The sequence below is a fragment of the Pseudomonas sp. 2822-15 genome, from assembly GCF_002742515.1.
Taxonomy (GTDB): Bacteria; Pseudomonadota; Gammaproteobacteria; order Pseudomonadales; family Pseudomonadaceae; genus Aquipseudomonas; species Aquipseudomonas salomonii.
Genome location: NZ_LJRY01000156.1, coordinates 633,875 through 648,337, shown reverse-complemented (window position 1 = coordinate 648,337; position 14,463 = coordinate 633,875). Strand labels below are relative to the sequence as shown.

12 protein-coding genes are annotated in these 14,463 nt (G+C 62.5%); 5 read left to right on the top strand and 7 right to left on the bottom strand.

Going from position 1 to position 14,463, the window contains the following annotated elements:
• Positions 1-5: 5 nt before the first annotated feature.
• On the bottom strand, positions 6-3,101 hold the full coding sequence (locus AOA59_RS04750; RefSeq protein ID WP_099486180.1) for a multidrug efflux RND transporter permease subunit: 3,096 nt from the start codon (positions 3,099-3,101) through the stop codon (positions 6-8).
• Complete coding sequence (locus AOA59_RS04745) at positions 3,098-4,264, bottom strand: efflux RND transporter periplasmic adaptor subunit (RefSeq protein WP_099486179.1); 1,167 nt, start codon at positions 4,262-4,264, stop codon at positions 3,098-3,100. The genes AOA59_RS04750 and AOA59_RS04745 overlap by 4 nt, the downstream gene beginning before the upstream one ends.
• 215 nt (positions 4,265-4,479) lie before the next feature.
• On the opposite strand from AOA59_RS04745, the gene AOA59_RS04740 reads away from it, so the two are divergent.
• Together AOA59_RS04740 and AOA59_RS04735 are read left to right on the top strand one after the other, a co-directional pair.
• A complete protein-coding gene (locus AOA59_RS04740) occupies positions 4,480-4,713 on the top strand; it encodes a hypothetical protein (protein WP_056858969.1) in 234 nt (77 codons plus the stop codon).
• 168 nt (positions 4,714-4,881) lie between these two features.
• Positions 4,882-5,664: a transporter substrate-binding domain-containing protein gene (locus AOA59_RS04735; protein WP_065929274.1), complete on the top strand. Its 783-nt coding sequence runs from the start codon at positions 4,882-4,884 to the stop codon at positions 5,662-5,664.
• 187 nt (positions 5,665-5,851) lie between these two features.
• Here the strand turns inward: AOA59_RS04735 and AOA59_RS04730 are convergent, their stop codons facing one another.
• The 5 genes from AOA59_RS04730 to AOA59_RS04710 form a co-directional block, all read right to left on the bottom strand.
• The gene (locus tag AOA59_RS04730; protein WP_065912537.1) at positions 5,852-6,595 is read right to left on the bottom strand and encodes a YkgJ family cysteine cluster protein; all 744 of its coding nucleotides are present in this window, start codon (positions 6,593-6,595) and stop codon (positions 5,852-5,854) included.
• A gap of 108 nt (positions 6,596-6,703) precedes the next feature.
• Complete coding sequence (locus AOA59_RS04725) at positions 6,704-7,186, bottom strand: N-acetyltransferase (protein WP_099486177.1); 483 nt, start codon at positions 7,184-7,186, stop codon at positions 6,704-6,706.
• Positions 7,187-7,189: 3 nt separating this feature from the next.
• Positions 7,190-8,092, bottom strand: a complete 903-nt coding sequence (locus tag AOA59_RS04720) for a chemotaxis protein CheV (protein WP_017138169.1) — start codon at positions 8,090-8,092, stop codon at positions 7,190-7,192.
• A 208-nt stretch (positions 8,093-8,300) separates the two neighbouring features.
• On the bottom strand, positions 8,301-9,275 hold the full coding sequence (locus tag AOA59_RS04715; RefSeq protein ID WP_099486174.1) for a D-glycerate dehydrogenase: 975 nt from the start codon (positions 9,273-9,275) through the stop codon (positions 8,301-8,303).
• A gap of 142 nt (positions 9,276-9,417) precedes the next feature.
• On the bottom strand, positions 9,418-10,386 hold the full coding sequence (locus AOA59_RS04710) for a LysR family transcriptional regulator (protein WP_058419353.1): 969 nt from the start codon (positions 10,384-10,386) through the stop codon (positions 9,418-9,420).
• A 182-nt stretch (positions 10,387-10,568) separates the two neighbouring features.
• On the opposite strand from AOA59_RS04710, the gene AOA59_RS04705 reads away from it, so the two are divergent.
• Genes AOA59_RS04705 through AOA59_RS04695 form a run of 3 tightly spaced genes read left to right on the top strand, consistent with a single transcriptional unit; the run spans position 10,569 to position 14,458 of the window.
• Positions 10,569-12,080: an efflux transporter outer membrane subunit gene (locus tag AOA59_RS04705; protein ID WP_099486172.1), complete on the top strand. Its 1,512-nt coding sequence runs from the start codon at positions 10,569-10,571 to the stop codon at positions 12,078-12,080.
• A gap of 10 nt (positions 12,081-12,090) precedes the next feature.
• Positions 12,091-14,268 carry an FUSC family protein gene (locus AOA59_RS04700; RefSeq protein ID WP_099486170.1) on the top strand — a complete coding sequence of 726 codons (2,178 nt, stop codon included), beginning with the start codon at positions 12,091-12,093 and terminating at the stop codon, positions 14,266-14,268.
• Positions 14,258-14,458, top strand: a complete 201-nt coding sequence (locus AOA59_RS04695) for a DUF1656 domain-containing protein (protein ID WP_003171907.1) — start codon at positions 14,258-14,260, stop codon at positions 14,456-14,458. Before AOA59_RS04700 ends, AOA59_RS04695 begins: the two co-directional genes overlap by 11 nt.
• Positions 14,459-14,463: the final 5 nt, after the last annotated feature.

Genomic DNA, 14,463 nt, shown 5'->3' with positions numbered 1-14,463 from the left:
CGCCTTTAGTGTGTGGTCGCCAGCGCCGGCGCTGGTTTGGGCCTGTGGAAAAACTTCTCAAGGTACAAGTATATGACCGGTGTGGTGAACAGCGTCAGCGCCTGGCTCACCAACAGGCCGCCGACCACCGCAATCCCCAGCGGCTGGCGCAGTTCCGCGCCTGGCCCGGAGCCCAGCATCAACGGCACGGCGCCGAGCAGGGCGGCGAGGGTGGTCATGATGATCGGCCGGAACCGGGTGACGCAGGCTTCATAAATCGCCTCCTCAGGTGGCAGCCCGCGCACGCGCTGGGCTTCCAGGGCAAAGTCGATCATCAGGATGCCGTTTTTCTTGACGATACCGATCAGTAGCACCAACCCGATCAAGGCCATGATCGAAAAGTCCTGGCCCAGCAGCCACAGCATGATCAACGCGCCCAGGCCCGCCGAGGGCAAGGTGGAGATGATGGTCAGCGGGTGCACGAAGCTCTCATACAGCACACCCAAAATAATATAGACCGCCACCAGCGCCGCCAGGATCAGCCACGGTTGGCTGGCCAGCGAACTCTGGAACGCCTGGGCGGCGCCCTGGAAGGTGCCGATCAGGGTGGTCGGCATGCCGATTTCGTTCTTGGCCTGGTTGAGCATGATCACCGCATCGCCCAATGCCACGCCGGGTGCCAGGTTGAACGACAGGTTGGCCGCCGGGAACATGCCGTCATGGCTGATGGACAACGGCCCCACGCTGGGCGGGTCGACCTTGGCCAGTGCCGACAGCGGCACCATCTCGTTGGTCAGCGGTGAGCGCAGGTAGAAGTAATTCAGGCTTTCGGCCTTGCCGCGTTGCTGGGTGTCGAGTTCCAGTACTACCTGGTACTGGTTGATCTCGGTCTGGAATTCGTTGATCTGGCGCTGGCCGAACGCGTCATACAGCGCCTGGTCGACGTCTGTGGCGGTGAGGCCAAAGCGTGCCGCCGCCTGGCGATCGATGCTGATGTGGGTGATGCTGCCGCCCAGTTGCAGGTCGTTGGACAGGTCGCGAAAGGCCGGGTTGGCGCGCAGTTTTTCGGTCAGGCGTTGGGTCCAGGTATTGAGCGTCGGGCCGTCGTTGCTCTTGAGCACATATTGGTATTGGGCGCGGCTTGGGCCGGAACTCAAGTTGATGTCCTGGCCGGCGCGCAGGTACAAGACGATGCCGGGCACCTTGGCCAGTTTGGGGCGGATGCGGTCGATGAACTGGCTGGCGGACACATCGCGGTCACCGCGGTCTTTCAAGGCGATCCAGAAACGGCCGTTGGCGATGGTCTGGTTGCTGCCGGTCACGCCCACCGAGTGGGAAAACGCGGCCACCGCCGGGTCGGCCTTGACGATCTCGGCCAGGGCCTTGTGCTTGGCGACCATGTCCGGGTACGACACGTCGGCCGCCGCTTCGCTGGTGCCGAGTACAAAGCCGGTGTCCTGCACCGGGAAGAAACCCTTGGGGATAAACACGTAGCCGACCACGGCCAACGCCAGGGTCACCATGAAGATCGTCGCCATGCTGCGTTGATGCGCCAGCGCACGGCGCAGGTTGCGCGCGTAGCCGGCGAGCAGGCGCTCGCTGAAACCCGGTTTGTCATGGGCATGATGAGTCGGCGCGCGCATGAACAGGGCGGCCAGGGTCGGCGCCAATGTCAGCGAAACCACCACCGAAATCAGGATGGTCGAGGTGGCCGTCAGCGCAAACTCCTTGAACAGCCGCCCGACCACGCCACCCATGAACAGCAGCGGAATAAACGCCGCCACCAGCGAGAAGCTGATGGACACCACGGTAAAACCGATTTCGCCGGAGCCCTTGATCGCCGCCTCGCGCTTATCCAGGCCCGCCTCCAGGTGACGGTGAATGTTCTCCACCACCACGATGGCATCGTCGACCACAAAGCCCACGGCGATCACGATCGCCACCAGCGTCAGGTTGTTCAAGCTGAAGCCGAGCACATACATCAGCGCGAAACTGGCGATCAGCGACACGCCGAGCACACTGGACACAATCAGCGTCGCCGACAATTGGCGCAGGAACAGCGCCATCACCGCCACCACCAGCAAGATGGCGATCAGCAGGGTCACTTCCACTTCATGCAAGGACGCGCGGATTGTCTTGGTGCGGTCGCTCAACACGCTGACCTGCACCGAGGCCGGCAGCATGCCTTCCAGGCGCGGCAGTTCGGCTTGAATGCGGTCCACGGTCTCGACAATGTTGGCACCGGGCTGGCGCGAAATCACCAGGTTGACCCCGGGCGTGTCACCGGACCAGGCCTGCACGTAGGCGTTTTCCGAACCGTTGATGACTTTGGCGACATCACGCAGTTGCACCGGCGCGCCGTTCTTGTAGGAAACGATCAGTTGGCCGTATTCCTCCGGGTGAAACAGTTGGTCGTTGGTGGATAACGTCGACACGCTGTTCTCGCCGTAAATCGCACCTTTGGCCAGGTTCAGGCTGGACTGCTGGATGGCCAGGCGCACATCGGCGAGGGTCAGGCCGATGGCCGCAAGTTTGTCCGGCGAAGCCTGTACACGAATCGCCGGGCGTTGCTGGCCGGTGATGTTGATCTGGCCAACGCCGTCAATCTGGCTGATCTGGCGTGCCAGCAGGGTTTCCACATAGTCGCTCAGCTCGGTGCTGGGCATGCTGTCGGAACTGACGCTGAGGATCAGCACCGGGCTGTCCGCCGGGTTGACCTTCTTCCACGTCGGCAGGCTCGGCATGTCGCTGGGCAGCTTGCCGGAGGCGGTGTTGATCGCCGCCTGGACTTCCTGCGCGGCGGTGTCGATGCTTTTGTTCAGGGTAAATTGCAGGGTCAGCAGGCTTGAGCCCAAGGCGCTGCTGGACGTCATCTGGGTCATGCCGGGGATGGCGCTGAATTGCACTTCCAGGGGCGTGGCCACGGATGAGGCCATGGTGTCCGGGCTGGCGCCGGGCAAGGTGGCGGTGACCTGGATGGTCGGGAATTCCGCTTCCGGCAGTGGCGCCACCGCCAGGCGCGGGAAGGCAATCAGCCCCAACAGCACCAGCGCAAAGGTCAGCAGCAGGGTGGCAACCGGGTGGTCGACGCACCAGGCGGACGGCGAACGGCTGCCGCTCATGGTTGCACCTTGGCTTGGGCGGTCTGGATCACTTGCGGGGGTTCTTTGAGCACCTCGATCTGCGCGCCGGCCTTGAGCCGTGACTGGCCATCGCTGACCAGCACGTCACCGGCTTGCACGCCCTTGATGATGTTCACGTCGCTGTCCTGATACGCCACCTGCACCGGCACGATCTCAACCTTGTCGCCTTTGACGCGGTACACAAAGTGCGCATCGAGCCCACGTTGCACCACGGTCGGCGGCACCACCAGGGCATTTTTGTCGAGGGCGGTCTGGATCTTGATGGTCACCAGTTGCCCCGGCCACAGGCGCTGCGAGGCGTTATTGAATTCAGCCTTGGCGCGCAGGGTGCCGGTGGTGGAGCTGATCTGGTTGTCGATCAGGCTCAAGTGGCCTTCGCCGAGCAGGTCGCCGGTCTGGCCGTCGGTGTCGGCGCCCATGTAGGCATCGACGCTGGCCTTTGTGGGCGCGGCGATCAAGCCTTGCAGGGTCGGCAGCATCTGTTGCGGCAACGAAAACTCCACGGCGATCGGATCGATTTGCGTCACCGAGAACAAGCCTTGGGTATCACTCATGCGCAGGAAGTTGCCTTCATCCACGGTACGAATGCCGACACGGCCGGTGACCGGCGAGCGAATCTGGGTGTAGGAAAGCTGTACCAGGGCCGAATCAATTGCGGCCTGATTACCTTGCGCCGTGGCCTTGAGCTGGTTGACCAGGGCTTGCTGCTGGTCATAGGTCTGCTTGGACACGCCGTCGTCGACGCTCAGCTCTTTGTAGCGCTTGAGGTTTACCAACGCCACTTGCAACTGCGCCTGGCTTTCACCCAACTGCGCCTTGGCCTGATCAAGGCTGGCGCGGATCGAACGGTCATCGATGGTCGCCAGCAGGTCACCGGCTTTGACCAATTGGCCCTCCTTGACCAGCAGCCTGGTGAGGATGCCGTCGATTTGCGGGCGGATCACCACGCTGTGCAACGACAGCACCGAGCCGATACCGCTGACAAATCGCGGAATGTCCTGCTGCGTGACGCTCACCACCCGCACCGGGATGGCGGTGGACACCGTCAGTTTGCTTTTCGCCGGTCGGTTGAAGGCCCAGGCTGCAATCGCCACGACCACCAGGGCACCCACGAACAGGGCGGTTTTTCGTTGAATGTGCATGGGGTGTGGCGCCGGGGCAAAGGGTCGGGAGTGTGAGGGTTCTTTATAGCCCGCCAACCCGGTCAGTACGGTGACTGCTAACTGACAGCGCTGTCAGTAAAGTCCGACCATTCGTACCGGCGGTGGTTAAAGATCCGAGGCGCGCAGGTATACTGCGCGCCAGCGTGGCCCGCAAGCCGGCCGCCGCCTCATTTTCTGCACGCTCCGGAGCTTCCATGACTTCCCCGACACAACCCCCTGTTGAAGCGGCCGACCTCGTCGATCCGGCTGACGCTCAAAGCGTTGAAAAAGCCGAGATCCCGGCGTTCAAGTTTCCGTTCAAGCCGGGTGAACTGGCCGGGGCCAAAAACGCCGCCCAGCCTTGGTACAAGAATGGCGCCAAGAACGGTCACACCAAGTCGCCAGGCATGGCGCCGCCGGGCACTCGCCGCTCGATGGGTAAACGCTGAGAATAGAACCATCAGCGTTTTATCAGGTGTGGACTACAACGCCTGCTGATATTTCTGATTGAAGACCCACGACCGTTTCTAGAAAGCTTGCACCGCCTTGATTGCATCCCGACCGTTTGGATCGCGTCGGGTGCTCAAGGCTGGTCTTTCTGGAAAAGGATGTTTCCCGTGGCTCTGATACCTCTGTGTGCAGCACTTGCTCTCTTGCTGTCGATCAACGCCGTGGCCGACGATGATCAACCCCGGCGCGAAATCCGCTTCGCCGTCGCCGCGCAGTTCCCGCCGTTTCAGAGTCGCAGCCCGCAAGGTCAATTGGTGGGCTTGAACATCGACTTGGGCAATGCCCTGTGTACACAGTTGAATGTGCGCTGTACCTGGGTCGACCAGGTGCTTGTCGAAGACTTCCCGGCCCTCGAAGCCCGGCAGTTCGATGCGATCATGGGCATGGCCGCCACCTCCGGGCGGCGTCGGTTGGTGGGGTTCACCGATAATCTGTATCCCTTTACCACGCGTCTGGTCGCCCGCAGGGACTCCGGCTTGTTGCCCGACACACGCTCGCTCAAGGGCAAGCGTGTCGGTGTACTGCTGGGCAGCAACCGCGAAGCCTTTGCGCGGTCGCAGTGGGCACCGGCGGGCGTCATCATCAAGAGTTTCTGGCTCAACGACGAACTGACCCGCAGCCTGGTGGCCGGCACTATCGATGCGACGCTGCAAGGCACTGTGGAAATTCGCAGGGCGCTGCTCGACACCCCGGATGGCCAGGATTTCGACTTCCTGGGGCCGCCCTTGTCCGGTGAGCTGTTAGGCAACGGCATTGCCATTGCGGTGCGCAAGTTTGACTCCCGCTTGCGTAACGACCTCAACCACGCGCTTGAACAATTGATGCACAACGGCGAATACCAGCGGATTCTGGCGCGTTATCACTTGGATGAGCCGCCCTCCATTCAATGATGGCCAATTAATTGAGCGGAGCATGAGCTGCACCAGTGTTTTGCATGCCATGGCCAACAGGCAGCCATACCCGTTCAACTGTGGGAGCTGGCTTGCCTGCGATGGCATCACTTCTGTGTCCCTGGTGGACCGAGTTGCCCGCATCGCAGGCAAGCCAGCTCCCACATCCACACTGGCCGCATCGAGCCTAAGCCGCTCTCAACGAAATAAACGCATAGTTGGCCGGCACCTCAGTGGCAATCTGCGCCCCCGCATCCAGCACCTGCTCGGCGATGTCCATGCCGGACACATGAAACACCCACTCATTAGCCACCGAGGGTTGCCCAATCGCCCACTCGAGCGCCTGGGCGAAGGCCGCCATGTTCGGCAGGTACGCGGTAAACCCATCGCCCTTGAGCGCCGTAGTACGAATACCCAGCAAGGCGCACACGGCCTCCTTGGTCTGCACATCGTCACGGTCGGCCTGGCGTGAGCGGCGGATCAGTTCGGCCAGCTCGGCATCCATCAATTCACCGCCAACGATCAGCGCCGGCCCCTGTTCCCAGGACTCTGGCGGGCAATCCTTGGCGGCGGGGTTCAATGGAATGTGCGGGTTGATTTCCATCGGGTAGATGCGGCACACCAGCGGGCGACGTTCATAGATGCGGCAACGGTTGTCTTCGTCAAGATTCCGGCAACGTCCGGCGTTGTAGGCGGCAAAGGTAATTGCCACAAACGCCTCGGTATTGCCGCTGGGGACCACCACTGAGCGCAGTTGGGCGTGCTCGCGTTGTTGCACCGGCAGGCCCAGGCCGCTGGCGAGAAAGCCTTCTGCCAGAACGATGACGTCACCGCCGTCAGCGGCCCAACTGCGGGCTTCTTCGAGGGTCAGGGGGACGTGATGGTCGCTGCAGCATTTGCCGCAACCGACGCAGGAAAAGTGAGTGTTCATGGAGGATCTGTCACCAGGCAAGGTCAGAGGGCACTCTTGAACGGTGACGGGTTTTTGCCTCTGTTCACTGTTCAGGCTCAGTGGAAGCAAGTTATGCGCCAGTGCCGGTCAGTCTTCGGGCACCTGGTCGCGCAGCACAAACACCATGCCGGCGCTTTCATACAACTGTCGGGCGCGCTGGTTGCTTTCCAGTACCTTCAGGTCCACATAGGGCTCGCCGCGTTGCTTGAATACGTGGAAGGTGTGCAGCAACAAGGCACGCCCCAGCCCCTGGCCCTGGGCGCACGGATGGATCGAGAGGTTTTTGATAAACGCGCTGGTCCAGCACTGGGCTACGCCCAGAATGCCGTCTGCGTTACTGGCCACCAGGCATAGTGTGGGATCGGACTCGGCGTCGGTGATGAACTGCCGGCGCCACTCTGCCAGGCTGGGGACACGGCCGCCGCCCTGTTCCTGGGTCATGCGCAATACGGCATGGATGGCCGGGGCCAGCTCATCGCGGTAATGATCCAGCCGGGTATTGGCCGGCCACTGCGGGGCTGGCAGGCGGGTAGTAAGGTCGCGGCGCAGCAGTTGGAAATACTCCGCCACCGCTTACAGACCTTTTTGCGCCACAGTTTGCGCGGCAACCACCAGGCATTTGGTCAGTTCGGGCGACGAGAACTTGGTGAGTACCGCGTCGGCACCGGCCAGGCGGGCTTTTTCGCTGTTCATCGCGCTGTCCAAAGAGGTGTGCAGCAGCACGTAAAGCTCCTGGAAGTCCGGGGTTTCGCGCAGTGTGCGGGTGAGGGCGTAACCGTCCATTTCAGACATCTCGATGTCCGACACCACCACGTTGATCTGCTCGACCGTGCCTTGCAGCTCCAGCAGCACATCAATGGCTTCCTTGGCACTGCGCGCGGTGTGGCACGTCAGGCCGAGGTTGCGCAGTGTGTGCACTGATTGCTGCAGGGCCACCTGGCTGTCGTCCACCACCAGGATGCGCGCGTTACCGAGTACTTCGGCTTCTTCCATGGTCAAGTCGGTCGGCGCCGCTTCAACGGGGGCCGGGGCGATGCCGTGGATGACCTTTTCGATATCCAGCACCTGCACCAGGCCGCCTTCGACCTGCGTCACGCCGGTGATAAACGAGCGATTGCCGCCGGAGCCATAGGGCGGCGGGCGGATGTCGGTGGTCAGGCAGTGCACGATCTTGCTCACCGCCTGCACATGCAGGCCCTGCTTGGAACGGCTGACATCGGTGACGATCAGGCAGCCACCGTTCGGGTCTTGCAGCGGCATCTCGCCGAGGGCGCGGCTCAGGTCGATCACCGACAGCGAGGCGCCGCGCAGGGTGGCGATGCCTTTGACGTGCGGGTGCGACTCCGGCAGCTTGGTCAGCGGCGGGCAGGGGATGATTTCACTGACTTTGAGCAGGTTGATGGCCATCAGCTTGCCGCTGCGCAAGGTAAAGAGCAGAAGCGAGAGTGAATCTGCGCGGGCTTTGGTGGTGGACATAAAAACCTTCTGTGGATCAGGGAGGACGATCTATGGAAGGTTATCGACTTGGGAGAGCCAGGCTTTAACCGGATTTTGTGTCGGGCTGGGCTTGTGTGGGAGCTGGCTTGCCTGCGATGCAGCCACCTCGGTCTTCCAGTTGCATTGAGGTGATGCCATTGCAGGCAAGCCAGCTCCCACACAAAAACCGTCTCATATGAGCTTGGTATCAGCCCTTCCAGACCTGCGGGTTGACCAGATCCTGCGGACGCTGGCCCAGCAAGGCGCTGCGCAGGTTGTCCAGGGCGCGATTGGCCATGGCTTCACGGGTTTCATGGGTGGCCGAGCCGATATGCGGCAGGGTCACCGCATTGCTCAGCTTGAACAGCGGCGATTCGGCCAGCGGCTCCTGCTCGTACACATCCAGCCCGGCGCCACGGATTTTCTGGGTTTGCAGCGCCTCAATGAGTGCCGGTTCGTCCACCACAGGCCCACGGGAAATATTGATCAGGATCGCGCTGGATTTCATCAGCCCCAACTCACGGGTGCTGATCAAGTGGCGCGTCTTGTCGCTCAACGGCACCACCAGGCAGACGAAATCCGCTTCGGCCAGCAGTTGGTCCAGGCTGCGAAACTGCGCGCCCAGCTCCTGCTCCAGTTGGGCCTTACGGCTGTTGCCGCTGTACAAAATCGGCATATTGAAGCCCAGGCGCCCACGCCGGGCCACGGCTGCGCCGATATTGCCCATGCCGACGATGCCGAGGGTCTTGCCGTGTACATCGCAGCCAAACAGCGGCGCGCCAACACTGGCTTTCCACTGGCCGGCCTTGGTCCAGGCATCCAGCTCGGCCACGCGGCGGGCACTGCTCATCAGCAGGGCGAAGGCCAGGTCGGCGGTGCTTTCGGTGAGCACGTCGGGGGTGTTGGTGAGCATGATCCCGCGCTCGTTGAAGTACGGCACGTCGTAGTTGTCGTAGCCCACCGACACGCTGGACACCACTTCCAGCTTGCTCGCGCCTTCGAGCTGCGCACGCCCCAGCTTGCGGCCTACGCCGATCAGGCCATGGGCGTGGGGCAGGACTTCATTGAATTGAGCGTTGAGGTCACCCAGCTTGGGGTTCGGCGCGATCACCTCGAAATCCTGTTGCAGGCGTTCGATCATTTCCGGGGTGACGCGGCTGAAGGCGAGGACAGTCTTTTTCATTGCAGAACTCCGCTCAAAATGTGGGAGCTGGCTTGCCTGCGATGCTGGCGCCTCGGTGTATCAGCAGTACCAAGGCGATGCTATCGCAGGCAAGCCAGCTCCCACAGTAAATGGATGGTGTTTGTGGGGCCGTTTTCCAAAATCAGTTCGCCAGGCGCGTGCCGCCGAGGCTGCCGCTCAACTCGTACGCCACCAACTCTGCCTGATGCGCCGCCAGAATCTCCGGCAACGACCCTCTCAGGTATTCCACCCAGGTCTTGATCTTCGCATCCAGGTACTGACGCGACGGGTAGATGGCGTACAGGTTCAGTTCCTGCGAGCGATAGGTGGGCATCACCCGGACCAGCGAGCCGTTGCGCAAACCTTCAATAGCCGCATACACCGGCAGCAGGCCGACGCCCATGCCGCTGGTGATCGCGGTTTTCATCGCATCGGCCGAGTTGACCAGGAACGGCGAGGTGTTGATCGCCACGCTTTCCTGGCCTTCGGGGCCATTGAAAGTCCATTTATCCAGCTGCACCACCGGGCTGACCAGGCGCAGGCAGGCGTGGTTGAGCAAGTCCTGAGGCCGCTGCGCGCAGCCTTTGGCCTTGACGTAATCCGGCGAGGCACAGGCGATGCTGTAGGTGATGCCCAGGCGCTGGGACACAAAACCCGAGTCCGGCAGCTCGCTGGCCAGCACGATCGAGACGTCGTAACCCTCGTCGAGCAGGTCCGGCACGCGGTTGGCCAGGGTCAGGTCGAAGGTCACGTCGGGGTGGGTGCGCCGGTAACGGGCAATGGCATCAATCACGAAATGCTGGCCGATGCCGGTCATGGTGTGCACTTTCAACTGCCCGGCGGGGCGCGCGTGGGCGTCGCTGGCTTCCGCCTCGGCTTCCTCGACATAAGCAAGAATCTGCTCGCAACGCAGCAAATAGCGCTTGCCGGCCTCGGTCAGCGCGATGCGGCGAGTGGTGCGATTGAGCAAGCGGGTTTGCAGATGGGCCTCAAGGTTGGAGACCGCGCGCGAGACGTTGGCGGTGGTGGTGTCCAGTTGCACGGCGGCGGCGGTGAAGCTGCCGGCCTCGGCCACGCAACTGAAGGCGCGCATATTTTGCAAAGTGTCCATGGAGTGTTCTCAAGGGAGATAGCAAATTGTGACAGAAAGTTACGCCGTCCAGTGATCCCTACCAACGGATTATCGCCTGAACGGTAACAAAGATTCACAGGAATGCCAGCTTATCGTTCCCCATGGCGCCCCCTAGAATTGCGCCACCTTCCCCGCCTCACCACCTCAGGAATTCGTTCGCCGTGCCGCGTCGCATCAGCAGAGAGCTTAAGGCTCTCAGTGTTTTGGCCTTATCGTTAGCAATCAGCGGCTGCATCGGAACCGGGGGAATCGCCCCCCAAGGCCAGGCCCTCAACGCCAATACCCTGGCCACCGACGCCGCCATCCAGAGCGCCGCGCAGGACGCCCATTGGCCCACCACCCAATGGTGGCAAGCCTATGGCGACACGCAACTCAACCGCTGGGTCGACCTCGCCACGCAAAACAGCCCGAGCATGGCCATGGCCGCCGCGCGGGTGCGGGAAGCGCGTGCCATGGCCGGGATTGCCGAGTCGGCCGAGTCGTTGCAGATCAACAGTGACACCACCCTCAAGCGCCACAGCTGGCCGAAAGATCAGTTCTACGGGCCGGGCGCGTTGAGCGGTGCCAATACCTGGGACAACACTTCGTCCCTGGGCCTGAGCTACGCCCTCGACCTGTGGGGCCGTGAAAGCAATGCCAGCGAACGCGCCGTCGACCTGGCGCACATGAGCGCCGCCGAAGCGCGCCAGGCCCAGCTCGAATTGCAGAACAATGTGGTACGCGCCTATATCCAGCTGTCGTTGCACTTCGCCAACCGCGATATCGTCGCCGCCACCCTGGCCCAGCAACAGCAGATTCTCGACCTGGCCAACAAACGCCTGAACGCCGGGATCGGCACGCATTTCGACGTGAGCCAGGCCGAAACGCCGCTGCCGGAAACCCATCGCCAGCTCGACGCCCTCGACGAAGAAATCGCCCTGAGCCGTAACCAACTCGCGGCATTGGCCGGCAAAGGCCCAGGCGAAGGCGCGCAACTGCAACGCCCGAGTTTGTCCCTGGCTGCGCCGCTGAAGCTGCCCTCAAGCCTGCCCGCGCAATTGCTCGGCCAACGCCCGGACGTGGTCGCCAGCCGCTGGCAGGTCGCCGCCCAGGCGCGCGGCATCGATGTGGCGCACGCCGGTTTCTACCCCAATGTCGACCTGGTCGGCAGCCTCGGCTATGTGGCCACCGGCGGTACGATGCTGGGGTTTCTCAGCGGGCAGAAATTCAACTACACCGTCGGCCCGGCGATCAGCTTGCCGATCTTCGACGGCGGCCGTTTGCGCGGGCAGTTGGGCGAAGCCAGCGCCGGGTATGACCTCGCCGTGGCCAAGTACAACCAGACGCTGGTCAATGCGCTCAAGGGCATCAGCGACCAGTTGATCCGCCGCGAATCCATGGACAAGCAAGCCGACTTTGCCGCGCAGTCGGTGGCCTCGGCGCAGAAAACCTACGACATCGCCATGATCGCTTACCAGCGCGGCCTCACCGATTACCTCAATGTGCTCAACGCCCAGACCTTGTTGTTCCGCCAGCAACAGGTCGAGCAACAGGTGCAGGCCGCGCGCCTGAGTGCCCATGCCGAGCTGGTTACGGCATTGGGTGGCGGGCTCGGCGCCGGCAACGACGTACCACAGGACGCCAAGACACTTCCGAGCAAAACCCCGGCGGCGCTCGCCGTGTTCGATCACTGAGTAGACTGTAATGACTCCCTTGCCTGCACCGCTGCGCTGGTTGCACTCTCTTGAGTGGCGCCGTGGTTTTTTCGACTGGGCACGCAGCGACGGCGTGACCTGGGTGTATATCTTCAAGGTGCTGATCGCTGCGTTCCTGACGTTGTGGCTGGCCATGCGCCTGGAGTTGCCGCAACCGCGCACGGCGATGATCACCGTGTTTATCGTGATGCAACCGCAGAGCGGCCAGGTGTTTGCCAAGAGTTTCTATCGCTTCCTCGGCACCTTGGCGGGCTCGGCGGTGATGGTCTTGTTGATTGCCTTGTTTGCGCAGAACACCGAGTTGTTTCTTGGCGCGTTGGCGATCTGGGTGGGTATCTGCACCGCGGGTGCCACGCGTAATCGCAACTTTCGCGCCTACGGGTTTGTGCTGGCCGGCTATACGGCGGCGATGGTTGGTTTACCGGCGCTGGCGAACCCGGACGGCGCGTTTATGGCGGCGGTATGGCGCGTGCTGGAAATTTCCCTGGGGATTATCTGCTCCACCGTGGTCAGCGCCGCGATCCTGCCGCAAACCTCCAGCGCGGCGATGCGCAACGCCTTGTATCAGCGTTTTGGCGTATTTGCGCTGTTCGTCACCGATGGCCTGCGTGGGCGCAGCCAGCGTGAAGGTTTCGAGGCCAGCAACGTGCGCTTTATCGCTGAAGCGGTGGGCCTGGAAGGGCTGCGCAGTGTCACCGTGTTCGAAGACCCGCACATGCGTCGGCGCAATGGTCGGCTCAGCCGCCTCAACAGCGAATTCATGAGCATCACCACGCGTTTCAACGCCCTGCACCAGTTGCTCGAACGGTTGCGTACCGATGCGGCCGATCACGTGGTTGCGGCTATCAAGCCTGGCCTGCAGGACCTTGCCGAAGTGCTCGACGGCTTCTCCGGCCGGGCACTTACCAGCCCCGACGCCGCACGGCTGGTCAACCAGCTCAGCGCCTACAAGGACGGCCTGCCCGCCAAGGTGCGTGCTCTGCGTGCGGCCTTTCAAGAGGGCAACCCGAGCGAAGCCGAGCAGCTGGATTTTCATACCGCCTATGAGCTGCTTTATCGCTTTGTCGATGACTTGCACAACTACGCGCTGACCCACGCATCCCTGGCCGACCACAGCCATGAACGCGAACAGTGGAACGAGACCTTTATCCCCAAGACCAACTGGCTGGCCTGCGCGGCTTCGGGAATTCGTGCGTCGTTCATTCTGATCGTGCTGGGCAGTTACTGGGTGGCCACCGCCTGGCCCAGCGGCGCAACCATGACCCTGATTGCCGCCGCTACGGTCGGCCTGTCCGCCGCCACGCCCAACCCCAAGCGCATGGCGTTCCAAATGGCCTGCGGCACCTTGATCGGCGCGTTGGTGGGTTTTGTCGAAATGTTCTTCGTGTTTCCCTGGATCGACGGCTTCCCGCTGCTGTGCGTGATGCTCGCGCCGGTGATCATCTTCGGCGCGTTCCTGGCCTCACGCCCGCAATATGCCGGTGTGGGCGTCGGCCTGTTGATTTTCTTCAGCACTGGCTCGGTGCCGGACAACCTCACGGTCTACAACCCCTATACCTTTATCAACGACTACATCGCCATGATCATCGGCATGCTGGTGTGCGCGGCGGCGGGGGCGATTATCCTGCCGCCCAACAGCCGCTGGTTGTGGCGCCGCTTGGAGCAGGACCTGCGCGAGCAAGTGGTGTACGCGATCAGCGGCAAGCTCAAGGGCCTGGCCTCGAGTTTTGAAAGCCGCACCCGCGATTTGCTGCACCAGGCCTACGGCCTCGCCGCCGGCCAACCGCACGTGCAGCGTGATTTGCTGCGCTGGATGTTCGTGGTGCTGGAGGTCGGCCACGCAATCATCGAGCTGCGCAAGGAACAGGCGATCTTGCCGGTGCACCCGGCGTATGCCGAATCCCAGCCGTGGCGCCAGGCGATCCGCGTGATGGGCCGCTCACTGGTGCGCTTGTTCCTGCAACCCAGCGCAAGCAACCTGGAGCGTGGCCTGGTCGCCGTCGACCACGCGATCAGCCGCGTGCAGGCCACCGACGAACCCTTCGCCCCGCACTTCGACACCTCGGCCCTGCGCCGGGTCAAAAGCTACCTGCACTTTATCCGCACCTCGTTGCTCGACCCGCAATCGCCACTGGCGGCCCTGAAAGGAGCCCCGCATGCCCCGTGAAATCGCGTTCCACGGCCTGTATATGCCGACCATGACCCTGATGTTTTTGATTGCGGCCGTGCTGGCCTGGGCGCTGGACCGCTTCCTGGCCGGGTTCGACCTGTACCGTTTTTTCTGGCACCCGGCGTTGTTGCGCCTGAGCCTGTTCGTTTGCCTGTTCGGCGCCTTGGCGCTGAGCGTCTACCGTTGAGAATG